This window comes from Cryobacterium algoricola (assembly GCF_004402485.1).
Lineage (GTDB): Bacteria > Actinomycetota > Actinomycetes > Actinomycetales > Microbacteriaceae > Cryobacterium > Cryobacterium algoricola.
In genome coordinates this window covers 40,804-57,617 of sequence record NZ_SOFG01000016.1, presented here as the reverse complement: position 1 = coordinate 57,617, position 16,814 = coordinate 40,804, and the positions used below count along the sequence as shown (strand labels likewise).

The following is a 16,814-nucleotide window of genomic DNA, read 5'->3' as shown; positions in this document are numbered from 1 at the left end:
ACCTATCGGGCCTCGGCGAAGATTCGCCGGTCTACAAAAGTCCCAGTGCCTGACGTCACGCGGTACTTCAGCTTGAAAGTGTTCGAACCAGGCGTCAACCCAGTGACGAGGAATGTCGACCCGATTGTTGATGTCACATTGTTAATCAGGATCGCCTGGCTATCCATTGCAGCTACTGTGCTCGCTCCGCTCACTGAAAAGCCGCAATACTGTTGCGCGCCAAACATAGTGGCAGATATTCCAACTAGGGCTTTTCCACTGGGGCCCACCATGATAGTTACCGTGTCAGTAGTAGTTGCCAAGTCAGCATAGGTAGTAGATGACGTTGCTTGACCAGTTGCAACATATGCTCCAGCACTTGAGTTCGTCAATGCAAATATCATGTAGCGACTATCGGTGATATTCGGAGTCGTAATAGTCGTCGCCGAAGCTGCCACTGCTATCTGCGCCAGGATGATGTACGGATTAGCTGCCCCGATAGCTGTCTGAATCTGAGCCACTGTAGGAACAACAGGAGATCCAGCAGGAGTACCTGGTACATCTGCAAACTTGAGTACATTGTTCGCGTTATTCACAGGTGAGAGAGCACCAGTCACGCTCTTGTCAATGTAGGCGACGATGTAGTCAATACGAGGTGAGGCCGCAGCAGTTGGGATCGTCACGGACTCCCCAGCAGTTGTATCGTGGCTCACCATGTAGTAATAGTCACTTGGCGCTGCACCCGTTGGTATGCGGCCGCTTCCGACGTTGACCTTGACAGTCATGTTTGGCGTGCTATTTGGTGCTACATCAAACCCTTTGAAGACTTGACCAGTAAACGCTTCATTTAAAGCCTTGAACGTGCCGTATTCGTCTGAACTTCCGCCGTTGTAATTTGCTACGAGCTTTGCCAAGGTGTTGATCTCTATTTAGTTTTGGTTATGAGTTCAATATAAAACATGTACTAGCTTCTGACCAGCCCTTATTAGACAACTGTCCAGGTTCCCGTATCAGTCCCGTCAAAGATAAACTTCAGATAGGTAGTACGTGATGCGCCTGAGTAATCTTGTGCGCATATCCGCCAGCGGCTTGCATTGCCAATAGGGGGCAACTTCTGGACAAATGAGATGTTCGAGTAAGTTGAGTCAGCCCAGGGTGGGACTGCATTCGGTAACACCATCGGTTGATTGACGGTATTGAACTGCATCATCTCGACAATTGAAGAGCTGTTAGGTATCGCCGGGGTGAAGGTGACAATGAGAGTCCGCTTTGCATAGGCAGCTAGGACGAACGAGTAGTCACTTTGATTGTTGCTCTGCGTCAGGTAGCCGAAAAGACTATCGCCGCTGATGAGCTGTGTGCGCTTGAGTTCATCAACATCAGTACGTAGCTGTTGCAGGTCACTGATGATCTGAGGGGGTACTAGGCGGCTCATGAGACGGTAATCCCACCGTTATCTGTGGACTGTACGAAGAACTTGAAAAAGCATGTCTCAGTCGCTGAGTCATTCATCGTGACCTTAACGTCCCACACTGTCGCCTTGGATCCAGTTGATGGGGGCCGCTGATGAATATCAACTAATGGACAGGTAGGCGCCGCAGTTGAAGAACCTGGATAGACCTCGTTGCTCATGCTGTTCATGAAGACCTGATAGATGAGGCTGGTGATTGGGTAGGTCTGGATAGCCCCGGTGAATGTGACAGAGAAGGTGACTACCTGCCCATAGGTTGACATGGTAAATGACTTGTCATAGGCGCTTGGAGTTTGGTTGAGGTAGGTCTTGAGAGCTGTTGTCGACGTGTTCTGCACTGCTCGTAGCTCATTCACAGTGGTGCGCATGTTCGCGATGGTTGAAACCATTTGATTCTCTGGTGTGTTCTCAATACGAGGGTTCATAGTCTCGTCACCCTGATCGTTCCGGCATCGACGCACTTGATTGAGAACTGCACATAGAGGCTGATCGCATTCGCATCGTTTGCCACGGTGAATCTCCACTCGATTGTCTGAGGGAGTGAGCCATCAGGCCAGAGGAAGGTCTTCTCAAAGCCGTCAGCTCCTGTGATCGTCTGGTTATAGGTCAGTTCCGCGTAGGGGTTTATCGTCTTATTCGGGGCAAAGACAACCCGGTACTGCTGCACGGCGTAGGCCGCGATTGCATCCCCGTTGATATCCCACGTACTACCTGTGACTGTGCGTTGCACGATAAGGCTCTCAGGACCAAAAGACTGCCTTCCAACCTTGATCTGGTTGATATCGTTCGCCAGGTCAACAAGCCAGGCGCCAGGTACGTTCTCGACTTGACGATCCAGTCGACTATTCACTTTGGTTGACTCCGTAGCTATCAAACGTCAGCTTGATCGCATTTTCGAAGTCGTTCTCATCAATCGAGACGTCGATCTGTTCAATGCGGTAGAGGCCGTTGATGTTGTCGAGCCACTTGTGTCCCATGACCTTCAGCGGGATACGGTCACCAACACTTAGGAAGGTCGCCGGAAGCTCCTTGCCTGTGATCGTGACGATAGGCAACTCGAGAATGTCTTTTTCAAGGTTCAATGCAGTTGCCGTATTTTGGTCAAGGGTCGGCTGCAAGAGAACGCTATTGAACTGCTGGATCTGCTCGCGTAGGTAGTAGTTCAGCTGGCTAATGTTGTCCCCCGCAGTTGATGTGAGCTGGCTTGTGCCGAAGCCTGAGCCGATCCCGTAGATCTTGTTGTAGAGGTTGATAGCGCTGCGATCAAGGGAGAAGCCGGCCACGTTACCAAGTGGTCCGCCGTAGATGAGGTTGATGTCCTGGCGACGAGCGCCGATCTTTGCGTATGTTCTGAATACCTTGAACGGAGAGAAGTCAAAGTCGAAGGGTGAGTCGCTGAGGGCGGCCAGCTCTTGGGCCTTGCTCTTCACCTCGTCGAGCTGGTACGTGCGGTCACTCAGCTGTGTTGTTAGGTACTGCGATCCCGAGTTGGTAATACCAACGCTTCCATTTGTCTGCGCCTGCGTCGTCGTAATGAGGTCTGTGGCTATCGCGGTGCGTTCAGTGGCTATGTATGTCTTTGTGACGTAACGGTCCTTCAGGAGGTTTAGGTAGCCCGTGGCTGTGATGCTGACCGTGTAGTTCTGTCCTGTCCCACCTGCACTACCAGCTCGTGATGAGTCTTGTTGTAGGTCGAACGAGACATCAACGACCTGGGCGCCGAAGAGGTATTGCCCGTTTCGCTTCACTTTGATGTCAGTGACATATGGCGCGATGAGAGTCTTTGGATCAGTGCCACCAAGATTGTTGGCGCAGTAGTTCTCAAAGGCAAACAGATCAAGGGAGAAGGTCAGCTGCTCAGCATCGTTGCGAGTGAGGACGTAGTGGCGATTGAAAGCGAGAGCACTGATGTCAGCGATGCGCAGGCCAGTTGAACTCCACAGTTCAATCTCGTATCGGCGTGAGCTTCCGAGATCCACCTAGATTCCCCGGTAGCCACTTCTCCAGGAGAGCACACCTGTAACAGTGTCGAGTGAGTTCGTCGTGGTTAGTTTGATCGAGTTCGAGCCTGATAGTAGAGGCCACCAACTGCTTGTCGTCGTCATGTACGTCAGGATTGGTCCACCGTTGAGAAGGACTGTTCGATTGAGCATGTCGATGACGATCACGTCGGTACCAGTCGTCGTGAGTCCTTGGAGGGTGAAGAACTGTCCAGTTGAGACGTTGGTAATCGTTGGGTTCGTAGCAGGGCCTGTCAGCGTGATCAGCGGGTAGCTTGCAAGGTTTCCTGTGTTGGTAATCGTCGTCGGCAAGCCGCCTGGCGCCCAAACGATAGGCCAGGTGATAGGCCAAGTGACTCCCCCGCCAGTTACAGGGACGACGGTCGCCGTTTGAAGCCCACCCGCTGAGTTGTCGTAGATAGTTGGGTCAGGTGCGATCAAAGTCAAGTTGAATGGAGCGCTGCGCTGCGATCGGATGATGTTCATGTCTAACTCGTCAAGATAGGTATTTAGCACGTACTGATTACCTGCATCAGTTGTAATAGTTAGAAGAATTGATCCAGCAGAGACGGCGGACTCAAAGGCTCGACGGGTTGTCTCAAGGCCATTCACGTCATTAGCCCAGACGCGCCCAGTGAGGTTGATTAATCGCGCGCCGTAGAACTGTGCGCCGACGTAGCCACCATCACGGCCTGAATAGGTTCCACTACTTGTGCGAATAGGTGGCATCGAAAGCCCAGAAATTGGCTCATCGAGATAGACACGGTTGATAGCCGATGGGTCATTTAGTACGAATCCGTTGACGGCTACAATCATGCGAGTGCCAGCCTCCAGCCAATCTTGGCTAGGAACTTCTGCTCATCTAGGTTGTTATAGACGTGTAGGCCACCAGTAATAGTCATGCCACCATTGCTTGACTGCGCTTGGGGCTCACTTCTTGTTCGGTATGCCGGAGTTACTACTGCGCCTTTTGGCATATCGACGATCTCTGGACCATGCTCACCAACGAGCGTTTGTCCACCAGGTGAGCTGTTTGTTCCTAGAGCATTTGAATAGATCTTGAGTAGTCGGCTGAGTTCACCTCCACTGATCTTTCCTTGGTCAAATTGAACTCGGGCATTTCTAATTAGCGCTGTGCTATCAGCGAGGTCTTTGTCTTGTGCTGCCTGAGCGCCATCGATAGCGGCCTTGGCTCGGTTTGCTGCATCAATAACTAGGACCAAAGATGCAACAGCAGCTGCCACAACGATGGCTGGCATGATCATTGGTGTAGCGACAAGCAGCTGGAGAGCTGCTACTGACTGGCTGCTTGCAACTGCTGAAGCAATCCAGGCCGCTGATGCCACGGTGGCTTGAACTACTGCTGAGGCGGACATAGCGATGAAAGCACCAACTATTTTTGGCAGCTCAGTCACTACCCAGGCAATAGAAGAAGTAGATGCTGAAGCAATCCAGGCCGCGCTTGTTACAGCTGCCTGAGCGATTGCCCCTGCACTCGTGATCACAAATCCCATGACGATCTTTGGCAGCTCTGTGGTGACCCAAGTGAATGACGTAACCGCGGCTGATGCGATCCAAGAAGCGGACACGGCTGCGGCATGAATAGCAGCTTGAACAGAAGTGACAACGAAGCCGGCAATGAGTTTTGGAAGCTCTTGAGTTACCCATACGAATGAAACGCGGACAGCGTTGATGGTCCAAGCAAGCGCTGTGTCGGCAGCGTATGGAGCAGCTTTCAAGGCGACTAGGGCACCCGCAGCCGAGACCTTTGCCATATGGAGCAACCAGCTCGAACTAGTTACGACAGCGCTAGAAACCCATGTCGCTGATGTGATACCCGCACTTACGCCCGACTTTGCAGCTGTGGTGACGCCAAAAGCAATCAACTTGATGGAGCTAGTCCACCAAGCGGCTGATACTTGAACAGCTGAAACGATCCATGCTGTCCGAGCCTGGAAAGCACTGGCGACCATAGTAGCGGCACTTACCGTTGACTTTACGGCTGCACCAACGATTGCCGGAGCAAAGAGCGTCGTAAGGACAATCGCAGTGATCTTGATTTCATCGCTATATTGAGTGACCCACTTGACTCCATCTGACACCTTTTTACCAAAGTCGATGAGGCCATTAAGACCGTCCTGGACAGCAGGACCAACTTTGGTTGCGAAGTCTTGTAGGACTGGCATTGCAGAAGCCGCAGCATTCTTAATGCGGTCAAAGAAACTCCCCTTGACGATGTTTCCCGCTGTATCCATACCAAGTGCTGCACGGCCGATTTGACCGAATGAGTCACCGATGTTGCTCATGACGCCTTGGAAGGTATGCGACTGCTTATCCATCAGGCCGCCGAACTTGCTCCCTGAGGCGGTCATTGCTTCAAGCGCGGCCTGCACGTCCTTGAAAGTCGGACCGACGCCAGCTTCCATGTCCTTCTTGATATTTGCAGTGGTCTTGTGCATGGTCTGTGACAGATAGTCGAGGAGAGGAACACCAGCCTGGGTGAACTGCAAGAGGTCCTGGCCCATGAGCTTGCCTGCGACGCGTACTTGGCCATAGACACCAGTCAGCTGCCCGATAGGGACTGAGACACCAGCAGCAACGTCACCGAGCTTGCGCATGGTTGGGAGTACCTCGTCCTGGGCGAAGCCGTAAGCGAGTAGCTGCTTGGATGCATCGACAACACCATCCAGAGTGAACGGTGTTTCTTTGGCGAACTGCGAGATCTGCGTGAGCATGGTCTGCGCCTTGTCAGCAGAACCAAGCATCGTTTCGAATGCAACTCGTGACTGCTCGAAGTTGCCGGTACTAGTTAAGGCGTCCTTGCCCAGCTCTAGTAGCTTGAGTCCGAGTTGAGGTAGATAGACACCTAACGCCACGTCACGAATGCGAGCTAGTGAGTCGCTAAAGCCACTAGCTTTTGGGACTTGAGACGAAAAGGAGTCGCCGACTGCTTGTGTCGCGCGACTCGAAGAGTTTGCAGCTTCAGTTACACCATTGAGACTTTTTGAGACAACATCGGATGCGGCCTTACTGCCGCTTTCCTTTGTCTCGATAAGTATGCCAATGCGATTCTGTGCCACTACGTTTCAAATGGACAGTGTTTAGTTTTTATACTGGTGAATCTTGATGATTCTGAGCGTGCTGTCTTCCTTCGTCCAATTTAACACGCTCGTTATCTAGTGACCAGAACATAATGAACTCATCAATAGCCTCTCGTGGCTCCTGCTGAAATGCGAGCTTCGATAGCTGGAACTTCTCTCGATAACGGTATTCGTAGATTGATCGGACCACATCTGGGTCAGCCTTCTGAGTTTCGCTTAGGACCAATATCTTCCGATACTGATCCCATAGCTCATCTACTTCGGCTTGATGGTCCTCTAGGCGTTTGGGGCTACAAACTTTGATTGGTTGATTGTGGTGAAGATGTCAGTCAGAACGATCTTGCCTAGCGCGTCTAAGTCGTCGACTTCGGCGTCAACTGTTTGTCCTCCCACAACTACGCGTCCACCCTGGAAAGAGTGCTTAGCGGCCTCTAGGAAGATTGCTACGGCACCTTCTTCGTCGTCTTTGCGCAGGTGCTTTAGCTTGTCCATGATTTCGTTGCTGTAGTCATTGCTCAGCGGTTGAAACGTCAGGTATGTAGATTCGTCAAAGCCATCCGCTAATCCGTCTAGTGAGTATGTTTTTATAAGGTCCAATCGTGACATGTTTGTTGCTCCATTAAATAGTGCCCCTATTTATACATAGGGGCACATTTTTATCAAGGAAGTCGTTAGGCGATGACCGCGAGAGTGTTAGTCACTACTGGGGTAATCGTCAGACCTGTTGTTGGATCTGGTTCAAAGTAGAGGGAGACCGTCTGAGTAACGGTGTCGTCGCGACCCATTGACTTAGTTAGTTCGCGGATACGTACACGGCCAGCATCGAAGTTAATGATCGAAGCACCATTTGTAAGGGTGAACCGCAAGGCCTGGATAGTGTTGGCAAGCCATCCATCCTCGAAGTCAGTGTTCTTGTAACGCATGGTGATCTCGCCGGTTGCTTCCCAAGGTCCGCGATCAAACTCAGGAACAGTGACTGGTCCCAATGGAAAATATGGATCACCAACGGGACGAGCGAATTTGAACTTGAAGCTAGTTGCGTCAATCGCTACGGCAGCTGTCAGGCCGCTAAGGAGCGGTGCGAACTTGAGAGCGACGTGCTTAGCAGTAAATTCACTCTCAGTGACAAAGGCAGGAGTATTAGCGACTACTGCACCAAGACGAGCCTTGATCGCAGCCGATGCCATGATCCAGCCGCCAGTCTCACCACTGATCTCAAGGCTGTCGATGACACCGAATGTGTGACGTTTGCTGTGGGCAGGACTCGTGAGAGCTACCGTCAGCGTCTTTGGAACGGTTGATGCCAGGACGGAGTACGTGTGCGTATAAGCACCGACAGAGCCCGCATCTACAACGCTTCCGAACATTCCGAGTAGGAGGTAAGAGATGCCGATGCTGTTGACTTTTCCGCCAAGGGTACCTTCAACCCAAACGCCGACTCCCTCACTGTCGCTGATCTTGACAGGAGAACCCATAGCGCTCTCATTTTCGATGATGTTCTGTTTTGGTTGCAGGTCGTTATCTAACCATCGCATTGCGATTGTTGGGGCAACGGCGACACCTGGTGTTGCTTCAACTCCAAACTGAACTGTTTCAATTCGTCCAATATATTGATTATGAGCTGACATCACCGCCTTCGCTTTCTTTGATTACTTGTAATTGTGCTTCGGCGTCCGCTTGATCAGTTGCCTGAACGGATATGCCTTCGTATGGGAAGTAGAAATTCTTAGTAGATACAACTACTTCGTCAATCGTTACTTCATCAGTCGTTGTATTACTCGGTTTGGTCATGTCCACAATATAAACGAAAGCTCTTGACTTTTAAATAGCCATTTCGATCTAGTGGCGAATGTCCACCGAGTACTGAAGGCCAAATGTCACATGCGCCTCGATAGTCATGAGGCCATCGTCGCGGGGTTGGACACCATATTCAGTCGTCATAGTGTCAGCGATCTCATTCAGATCAAGCTGCCCAAAGGTACGTATTGCACCCTTGATGGTTTGGGGCAAGTAGTCACCGGTTACGGAGTCACGCTCCCCCACGATCTTCCGAAGCTTGCGCTGAGTGTCGTTTGAGCGTTCATCTGCGTCGTTCTTGTAGTCATCAGCTTTATCGAATACGACCTTGATGAGAATCTGCTCTTCGATGTCGTCCTGCGCCATAGATCCAGCACTCGTGACGTCTGAGTTCTCGCTAACAATGATGGCCGGCAGATCGAACTTGGCGATGTCGCCAGGGTCGTCATCGAAGTACGCCTTGAAGGGAGTCTCTTTGAATGTCTCTTTGAGTAGGTCAATGACCCGAGTTACGTTGTCGCTGTAGGTTTCGTTAGACACCGGCTTCCTCCATGTTCTTGTTAATGTTGTCGCCGATGAATTCACCTACTCGTGTCAATCGCGGCCCATCTGTAGCCATCGTGATGCGCTGCGGTACACCCTCACCGTTCTGGTGGAAGCGGAAGTAGAACTGACTATTGAACAGGAACACCGAGCTCGACGTAGCGTCGTACTTGTACCCACGGTTCATGGCTCCGCTACGGATGAGTGGCGGTCGCCCTGGGAACCGACGCGCTTTGTCTGCTGCGTATGCGTCATTTAGTGGTCGCCAAGGCTTGCCGATGATCTGTCCACGGGATGCAAACACTTCACCCGAGAAGAACTTGCTCAGATAGTCACCTGACTTCTTCATCGCCTGGTCGAGGTCGAGGATCTTGGCACCGAACTTTTCAAAGCGAGCGCGGAACTCTCTTGATCCCTCAACGCTTATCTTGATATTTACCTCGGCCACTAGAACTTCTGTCCAATCGTGAACGCACGAGGCTCTTCCCCGAAGTAACTGGTGACACCTTCGTAGGTCGATAAGTTGATACCAGCATCATCAGTAATCGCGGTATCACCGTTAACCAGGGCTTGGAGCTGCAACCGGAGTGCTTCCAATGCCTTTTGACTGCCAACATCTCCGTAGGCGTCGTACTTCAGGCTGTAGGCGGCCAGCTTGATCGTCAGCGTTCTAATTTTCTCGGGGACTAGAACAAATGGCACTGTATAACGCGTACCAAGTGCAGCGTCTATCTCGGCTTGAGCTTCACGGCGTGCAGCCTGCACGTGGCGGTCAGCTAGGTTTGTCGCCTTCTCAAAGCCAGCCTTCATGCGGATGTCTTCAATAGTTGCGTAGTTGATTGTTGTCATGGGCCTCCTTACCAAGTCGCTATCGCGACTCGCTTCCATGTGTTAGTTGCTATGCAGATGAAGATGTAGCTTGCATTCCAAGCCACGTCACCTGCATCCCCTGCTGATGTGGCCGATGTCGGAACATTTGGTGACTGAATACGTAACTTCTGGGCAGTTGCTTTTGCCCCAGTGACGCTGAGCATGTTGACACCGCCGATATACATGTCGAGTGCCCCATTGGGAGCCACGAACTGAAGGCCATGTTGGTCGCTAAACATTCGAAGCACGGCGTCACCAAATGGAGCATCAAGTCCCATCGTCGCGCCGGGGAGTGTTGCGCCTGGTGCAATGATGATTCCGTCATCGAAAGTCTTGAGGCTCGAAGTATTTTCTTTCGGGGTGTCACTAAGTAGTTCATAGGCAGTATTCACGTGCTGAGCCAATACCTTGCCCGATACACCAGCATTTGGAATGTAGTTATTCTTGATGACGTTTGCGCCGTCGTTAGCTGTTGCTTCTCGGATAGCCCAGTTGGCTTTTTTCGCACTATCGATAAGAATGAAATTGTTGGCAATCAGGTTATGTTGGGAAGCTTGGCCGTCATTAGCACCTTCCAGCAGCATCTCGTCGTAAGCACCATTACTCGCCTGTGAGTCATTGTAGAAGCGGTTACTAGTGATTTGGTTACGCTCAGCCCGATATAAGTACAGACCAAAGAAGCCGTTGAGCCCGATGATGTTATTGCTCATTAGCACATCATTCACTCTGTAAATAGAAACGCCATATTCAGCGTTGCCAATAATAGAGTTGTTGGTAATAGAGTTGTTCTTCGTCAGACCAATCGATCCACCAGCTGCGTCGATTCCAAAAGCAATACCGTAGCTCAGGTTATGGTCAAAACTATTGCCGTTGATGATATTTCCAATGGAACCTGTGCCACCTACCTCACCAGGACTGACAAATATACCGTGACGCGTGTTGTGATGTCCGCGGTTGCCTTGCCAGATAGTTGACGTATCTTGTTCACACTCAAAGCCGTGGTAGCGGTTATACGAGCTTTCACAGCCTCTAATGACCGTGCCTGTGCTGTCGTAGATATGAATACCAACGCCTGTCGTGTGGTGGACGTAGACATTCTCGACGCGACTATCGTTTGAGTGAGCAAGATAGACGCCGTAGTGCACGGCTATAGAGTCACTTGCATTCTGGTTGGCATTGTTTCCATCGATCACGAGGTTTCGAATGGTGACCCGCGATACGCTTTCGGCTTTAACAAGGTTATTGAGGACGTTTGAGTTAGCCTTGATTTTCAGAATTGTGGCCCTACCAGAGCCTTCTATGGTTGTATCAGATACGAGGTTGATGCTGACCGCAGGATCAACGATGTAGGTTCCGGCAGGTATCGTGACACAACCACCCATTGTGAGTGAGTTGATCGCAGCTTGTATAGCTGCTGTGTCATCAGTTATACCGTCTCCGTAAGCGCCAAAGTCTTTGACGTTCACTTGGTAGCTAGGGCCGGATGGTCCTTGAGTCCCAACTGAGACAACTTCTACTTGCTTGTCATCCGTAGTGACCATCGTGAGGTCTTCAGTAATCTCGAGCAGATCAGACATCTAGGATGTCCTTACACAGTGTTACCGTTCCTCTCAGTAGCCGCTTGATCGGCACTCCACCTTGGAGAATATCGAGGTCATACACAGCGGTGCCAAAATCAAGTTCAGCAGTTGAGATGTGTGTGAGGCCGATCACGATCTCGCCAGCAACGCCGTTCACCATGCAGCTTGGTTCAGCGATCGCAACACCATCACGAGTACGGATTGCACACTTCGCTTCCATACCCGTCATATCGATTGGTGAGCCGTCTATATCTTTCCAAGTCACCGTCTTGATGAAAGTGATTCCTTGTTCGATGGTGAAGTTGTAGATGCCGCTCATATCTGACCTGAATATGAATGAACAGGCCGGAAATGTAAAGACCGAGCCGAAATTTGTTAAGGTGAATGAGGCCATCACCAATAATTAAAAAGAGCACCCCGTCGTGGAGTGCTCTTAAGGCTTTTGATGACCTGAGTTTATTCAGTTACTACAGGTGGTTCAGTTGGAGTCTCAGTTTGGACTTCCACAACTGGTTCCTCTACTTCAGGTGTGCGAGCTGCTTCGATAGCAGCATCGATCTCTGCGTGTGTCCTTAGACCAGTCACATCAAGGGTTAGGCCTTCAGCTTCAGCTGCTTCGATCTTTTCCTTTATGGTTGGTGGCTTAGGTGCAACGACTTCAGCTTCCTGGGCTTGGCGACCGGTTGAGGCCACTTGAGCCTCAACTAGCGCTGCTGCTTCGTCGGCTGTGACTTCGAGGCTGTCACCTTCTGCATACGTCTCACCATCGTGCAGGATGGCTGATAGGGCTGTAATCGCTACCATTAGAGCACCGCGTTCTTGATTAGCGAGAATAGTTCGCTGGCAAAGAGCATTTGGTCGTAGTAGTCGTTATTTCGGACGTACTCACCCTTGGGGTCTGTCTCAAACCATTTGTCCACATATTTGCCTTCACGAAGTTGGAGCGTATAGCCACCATTTACTGCGCGTAATGATGGAGTTGAAGTGACATATCCGATGATGATGTCCTTGCCCCAGACAGATGTTGGCGTTCCAGTTTGACCTTCTGTAGTGGCGTCGTACATTGCTGCACCGATGAATACTTGAGTAATCCCGTAGGGACTAAACAACTTCACTAGGTCGGCAGGTAAGAGCACACCGTCGCGGTTGTACTGGATGCGAGCGAGAAGCTTTGGGTGGTCAACAAGTTGAAGCCACACGTCCCAACCGAAGGCAATGGTGTTTGGTCGTTTGAATGAGCTGTTGCGCTGCGCGATCACACGGTTCTTGATCGTTGTGAATGGATCAGAGTTCACGTAGTCGCTGAATTGACTCGTTCCAGATAGGGTGATGTTGTTCGTGACGATCGTGATGTCACGGAGCATCGTTGCCAGGCTGATTTCTTCAGCAAGGGTCATGATCTCGTTTAGGTTCTCGACAGAGTCAGTCTCGATGTCGAGTGGTGAATCGACGAATGCAAGTTCGTCTTTGCTAATGAAGTCTTTCAGTGCGTGCTCTTGAAGAGGACCGAAGTCTTTAAGAGACTTACCGAAGGTGACTTCAGATGTCTTGCTGCGACCAGTTCGTAGGTCGATGTTTGTTCCACCAGCACGAAGGTTATCTTTGTTGTATGCCCAGTACTTACCACTAGGTTTTGGAACTGTAATCACTGGGAACAATTTCCGAGCGATAAAGTCCTCAGATTCGTTTGTGTATTTCTGGCTCAGATTCGTGAGAACTGGGTCAATGTATGAAGGTCCGTTAGCCATATTGAGTTATTCCTTATTAAATTATGAATTGCTGTTAGTACAAGATCGAGAGCTTGTCGTATTCGACAATGTCGTTTAGTACTCCCGCTGTACGTGCTCGACCGAATACACGAACTACTGGTTGAGCACCGGCTGCTGTCTGGACCGCTGTTACTGCTTTACCGTTCGCATCAGAGGTTAGGTATGCGTCCTTCAGGACTGTTGCTCCAAGGATCACCTTGAACGAACCTGTGCCATTGAGATTGGCGACCTCTGCCGTTTCAGTGATCTTTGCTGCATTCGAAAAAACGCCGCGGAGGTTGTCAGAAGCGGATGCAGCAACGATGTACTGGCCAAGTGCGTCGGTTTTAGCGACGTAATACTGCTTTGTTGTGAGGTCTACACCAGCTTGTCGGCTGTCATAGTTACCTTGTCGAAATGTGGTCATGTGATTCCTTCCTTATTACTTTCGTTCCGCGTCTACGCGAGTACGAAGTTCTTTGTTTGATGCGAGAACTTGTTTGACCGCTTCGCTGTAGCGAGTCTTGCCATTTGAACTAGCGACGACCTTGTCTGCTTCTACATTGAGCTCGTCGCTAGCAGTTGCGGCTGCCGCTTCACCACCATCACCAAGCGCTTCTGCGTTGATCGCTTTGTTCTCAGGAAGCTTCTCAATGAAGGTCTTCATGGTTGCGCGAGTACCTTCGTCAGCTGCCATCAACATGTCGATGGTGCTTTCTTTCTCACCACTCTTTACACGGCCAGCTTTGATCTGATCGCTCACGAATGAGCTTGCTTCGTTGCGTTCGAGTCTTTGAGCTGCGATGACGCCCTGTGCTGCGTCTGCCTTCAGTTGGCTCAGCTCACTGGCTGTGATCATGACCTGGCCAGTGACACTTGCTGCCACAGGCTTTGCGTCAGCTTTGATGCCGAACTCTTTGCGCTCTTCTTTAGTGAGTTCATTTTTGTGCTCGACCAAGAATGCTTTTTGTTCGGTGTTTAGTGCGTCTGCTTTGAGTACGCGTACTTCTTCTAGTTTGAACGTCATAGGTTCTCCTTCATTTGGTTTATTACTGGCCGGTCGCTCAGAGGCCGAAACCTTCTTGAGCTTCTTGAACAGTGGGATATTCGTGAGCCCTGCGCCCGTAAGGACGTTGGCCACGAAGTGCCACTCTTGCTCTGGGTCCTCCCACGGCAGTGCACGTGGGTTGAACTCTGGAGAGATGTAGCAGAATTCCTTGTCTTTTAGGGCCTGAATTCCAGCTGGTGTCCATTCAGGATCACCAACAACGGACAGGATTCCATCAACGATCTCAGCGCGCAGCGTTGAAGGACTGATCCATCCCGCTGCCTTCTCTGCACCCTTATGGCTGTAGTTGATGACGATGCGAGGGTCGTCCTCCGGGAGTCCAACGCCCGCCTTCGCGTTGTTCACGTACTCCTGGATGTCAGATTCAGTGTGTTCGAAGTCGCCGTGCCATGGAGTGTTCCAGCTACCGGCTTTAAGTAGTACAACCGACTTAGGTAGATCACCATTTGCGTCCGCTGAGATCTTTACGTGTGTAATTAGTCGTGTGTTCATCTACTGCATAATTTGAACCATGCAGGTATGTATGTCAATAAGATTTAGTAAATATAGATAACACCGCAGCGATCACGGATATGAATCGCTGGGAATAGGGCTTTAGTACCATTGCCGACATCGAATAGTTCATCAATGCCAATGGTCTTACCGATGAGCGGGAAGCACAGATTGCATGCGCCTCTCAGCCCATCCCATGTCTTCTTCTTCGCGCCTGTCGTTTTGGCGTAGTGGTACAGCCCTGTCTGGTAGGCGTTCACAGACTCTGTAGCTGCGATCATCTCGGCACGCACCGGATTGTTCATGATCTTCATGAGACGGGCTTTAGACGCGCTGAGGTCTTCTCCCATTGCGATGCTGGTGGCTACAGACTCGCGTATGAGCTTCCGTGTCGTCTCGGTGACACCTTTGACCAAACCACCTACGTGATTGCGAGCTGCTTCCATGATCGCTTCGTCTAAAGACGTGTAGCCGGCGGGGATCTTGTAGACGTACTCACCAGCTTCGGCGCCGGTGGTGATTAGTTCAGTGATGGTCGAGAGGACCGCGGCCGTGAGTATGACCTGCTCTTCTTTCCAAGCCGGGTCATCATTGTTGACCACGGGACCAGCATCAGCCTTGATGGGGTCAGGTAGACGGGACCAATCAACGTAGCCAAGCGAACGAGTCGCCAGGCCAAGCAAGTACTCCCCTGCAGCGCTCTCTAACGCGGCCTCGAGGCGCAGTAGTTGAACAAACGTATTAGGACTCGCCTTGTAGCTCTCTTGCCAATCCTCCGCAGCGTGGATGTGTACGTGCAGATCTTCGCGGGCGCTAAGCAGCTCTTGTCGCGTCGCCATAGAGGACCCTCGTTAGCTCAGCGTGAGCCTGTTTTGCTTTCGTGAGGGCTTCATTTGTCGTATCACCGTTGTCTCCTGGTTGTTTCTTTGGAGTGGTCTTCTTGACACTCGTCTTCTCCGCTTGGCCGCCATCAGGCATGTCAGGGAAACGGATCAGGTTGCGGATGTGTGCTTCATCTTCTTCAGTAGGGGTAATGGCTCCTGCGTCAACGAAGACCTTGAATGCAGCTGCGATCTCGGGAAGGTTCTCTTTCGTTACTCGACCAGGCGTGAGCTTCGGGTAGTCAGTGACGTTGAAGTTAAGGTCGATTAAATCCTTCATTACGTACTGGTTGAAGGTGTCAGCGATTGTGTCTGCTACCGACTGAACAGCCATCTCGAACAACTGCATCTGAGTACCACCAACAGCCCTGGACCCACTGCCGCTCGTAGCACCAAGGTCCATGAAGGTCGCCAGGACGTTCTTTGCGATCTGACGGTCGTGGTGATTGATCGATGGCTCGTTGTCTTTGAGCGTCTTCGCCTGCATATCCATGAAGTTGATGTCCCAGCCGTCTGGTTCATCGATGAAGGCTTCTTCATTTGCGCGTAGGTTGCGAGCAGCGTCGTGTGCTGCGTTCAGTTCCTTTGGAGTCGCATTCTTAGGGTGCTTGATCTTCACGACGCCGAGAGACTGTCGCTCTGAACCGATCGCATCAATTTGGTAAATCTTGTCCTTATAGAACCAGTGCTTATAGGCAGGACGAAGGATGCTCTTGCCCGCGTAGTTGTCGCCCTCCTGCTCGTTTGTGTAGACGACGAGGTTCTCTAGTGGGATCGATTTAAACTTCCCACCGCTCGTGATTTGAGTAATGCCTGGCGTGTGCTCCAACGTCTCCCAAGAGCTGATACTGATTTGCTTTCGAAATGAGAGCTTGGTGAATACAACACGCTCTACGCCATCTAGTTCCACAACACCAAGTACCTTCTCTTGGACCGAGTGGCCGAAAGGTAGGCATGTGAGGATTTCGCCCAGCGAAGTCTTGAAACGCAGCACTGTGAATATGACTCGCTCTGCAAGCTCTGCGGCGTCTAGGTCGACCTGCTCGTTAGATGCTGGCGTAATGAACCACGGCAGGGCCTTAATCGGCTCATTGATAGCCTTGAGTGAAGCCTTTACAGATGCATCACCATCGCGCATCTCGTTCCAGATCTTTATCCCCCGTTTGCCAGATAGATCAGGGTTGTACTCTTCGCCTGTGATGATGCCATTAAAGATCTGAACACCAGTATCGCCTATCTCGGGCGATATCCTTTGGTTGGAGTTCTTAGTCTTACTTGCCATT

Annotated in this window: 21 protein-coding genes; all 21 read right to left on the bottom strand. The window is 51.0% G+C overall.

Annotated features, from left to right (window positions below; genetic code table 11):
* Positions 1-2: 2 nt before the first annotated feature.
* Positions 3-893, bottom strand: coding sequence for a hypothetical protein (locus E3O44_RS12715; RefSeq protein WP_134535152.1), 891 nt, complete (start codon positions 891-893; stop codon positions 3-5).
* A gap of 71 nt (positions 894-964) precedes the next feature.
* Positions 965-1,414: a hypothetical protein gene (locus E3O44_RS12710; RefSeq protein ID WP_134535151.1), complete on the bottom strand. Its 450-nt coding sequence runs from the start codon at positions 1,412-1,414 to the stop codon at positions 965-967.
* Entirely contained in the window at positions 1,411-1,875 is a 465-nt protein-coding gene (locus E3O44_RS12705) for a hypothetical protein (RefSeq protein ID WP_166792652.1), read from the bottom strand. Before E3O44_RS12705 ends, E3O44_RS12710 begins: the two co-directional genes overlap by 4 nt.
* Positions 1,872-2,300, bottom strand: coding sequence for a hypothetical protein (locus E3O44_RS12700; protein ID WP_134535149.1), 429 nt, complete (start codon positions 2,298-2,300; stop codon positions 1,872-1,874). The genes E3O44_RS12705 and E3O44_RS12700 overlap by 4 nt, the downstream gene beginning before the upstream one ends.
* Positions 2,293-3,429 (bottom strand): hypothetical protein, encoded by a 1,137-nt coding sequence (locus tag E3O44_RS12695; RefSeq protein ID WP_134535148.1) that lies wholly within the window; start codon positions 3,427-3,429, stop codon positions 2,293-2,295. The genes E3O44_RS12700 and E3O44_RS12695 overlap by 8 nt, the downstream gene beginning before the upstream one ends.
* Entirely contained in the window at positions 3,430-4,266 is an 837-nt protein-coding gene (locus E3O44_RS12690) for a phage distal tail protein (RefSeq protein ID WP_134535147.1), read from the bottom strand.
* Entirely contained in the window at positions 4,263-6,530 is a 2,268-nt protein-coding gene (locus tag E3O44_RS12685) for a tape measure protein (RefSeq protein ID WP_134535146.1), read from the bottom strand. Before E3O44_RS12685 ends, E3O44_RS12690 begins: the two co-directional genes overlap by 4 nt.
* Before the next feature lie 297 nt (positions 6,531-6,827).
* A complete protein-coding gene (locus E3O44_RS12680; RefSeq protein WP_134535145.1) occupies positions 6,828-7,157 on the bottom strand; it encodes a hypothetical protein in 330 nt (109 codons plus the stop codon).
* Positions 7,158-7,222: 65 nt separating this feature from the next.
* On the bottom strand, positions 7,223-8,179 hold the full coding sequence (locus E3O44_RS12675; RefSeq protein WP_134535144.1) for a phage tail tube protein: 957 nt from the start codon (positions 8,177-8,179) through the stop codon (positions 7,223-7,225).
* Positions 8,166-8,342 carry a hypothetical protein gene (locus E3O44_RS19245; RefSeq protein WP_166792651.1) on the bottom strand — a complete coding sequence of 59 codons (177 nt, stop codon included), beginning with the start codon at positions 8,340-8,342 and terminating at the stop codon, positions 8,166-8,168. The genes E3O44_RS12675 and E3O44_RS19245 overlap by 14 nt, the downstream gene beginning before the upstream one ends.
* 48 nt (positions 8,343-8,390) lie before the next feature.
* The gene (locus tag E3O44_RS12670) at positions 8,391-8,888 is read right to left on the bottom strand and encodes a hypothetical protein (RefSeq protein WP_134535143.1); all 498 of its coding nucleotides are present in this window, start codon (positions 8,886-8,888) and stop codon (positions 8,391-8,393) included.
* A complete protein-coding gene (locus tag E3O44_RS12665; protein WP_134535142.1) occupies positions 8,881-9,339 on the bottom strand; it encodes a phage virion morphogenesis protein in 459 nt (152 codons plus the stop codon). Before E3O44_RS12665 ends, E3O44_RS12670 begins: the two co-directional genes overlap by 8 nt.
* Entirely contained in the window at positions 9,339-9,740 is a 402-nt protein-coding gene (locus tag E3O44_RS12660) for a phage protein Gp36 family protein (protein ID WP_166792650.1), read from the bottom strand. The genes E3O44_RS12665 and E3O44_RS12660 overlap by 1 nt, the downstream gene beginning before the upstream one ends.
* Positions 9,741-9,748: 8 nt before the next feature.
* Positions 9,749-11,338 (bottom strand): right-handed parallel beta-helix repeat-containing protein, encoded by a 1,590-nt coding sequence (locus E3O44_RS12655; protein WP_134535140.1) that lies wholly within the window; start codon positions 11,336-11,338, stop codon positions 9,749-9,751.
* Positions 11,331-11,735 (bottom strand): hypothetical protein, encoded by a 405-nt coding sequence (locus E3O44_RS12650; RefSeq protein WP_166792649.1) that lies wholly within the window; start codon positions 11,733-11,735, stop codon positions 11,331-11,333. Before E3O44_RS12650 ends, E3O44_RS12655 begins: the two co-directional genes overlap by 8 nt.
* 62 nt (positions 11,736-11,797) lie before the next feature.
* Complete coding sequence (locus tag E3O44_RS12645) at positions 11,798-12,145, bottom strand: DUF7210 family protein (protein WP_134535138.1); 348 nt, start codon at positions 12,143-12,145, stop codon at positions 11,798-11,800.
* Entirely contained in the window at positions 12,145-13,089 is a 945-nt protein-coding gene (locus E3O44_RS12640) for a major capsid protein (RefSeq protein ID WP_134535137.1), read from the bottom strand. Before E3O44_RS12640 ends, E3O44_RS12645 begins: the two co-directional genes overlap by 1 nt.
* A gap of 34 nt (positions 13,090-13,123) precedes the next feature.
* Positions 13,124-13,516 carry a hypothetical protein gene (locus tag E3O44_RS12635; RefSeq protein ID WP_134535136.1) on the bottom strand — a complete coding sequence of 131 codons (393 nt, stop codon included), beginning with the start codon at positions 13,514-13,516 and terminating at the stop codon, positions 13,124-13,126.
* A 15-nt stretch (positions 13,517-13,531) separates the two neighbouring features.
* On the bottom strand, positions 13,532-14,503 hold the full coding sequence (locus E3O44_RS12630; RefSeq protein ID WP_166792648.1) for a phage protease: 972 nt from the start codon (positions 14,501-14,503) through the stop codon (positions 13,532-13,534).
* A gap of 191 nt (positions 14,504-14,694) precedes the next feature.
* Positions 14,695-15,489, bottom strand: a complete 795-nt coding sequence (locus E3O44_RS12625) for a structural protein (RefSeq protein ID WP_134535134.1) — start codon at positions 15,487-15,489, stop codon at positions 14,695-14,697.
* The gene (locus tag E3O44_RS12620; RefSeq protein ID WP_134535133.1) at positions 15,464-16,813 is read right to left on the bottom strand and encodes a phage portal protein family protein; all 1,350 of its coding nucleotides are present in this window, start codon (positions 16,811-16,813) and stop codon (positions 15,464-15,466) included. Before E3O44_RS12620 ends, E3O44_RS12625 begins: the two co-directional genes overlap by 26 nt.
* Position 16,814 lies beyond the last annotated feature (1 nt).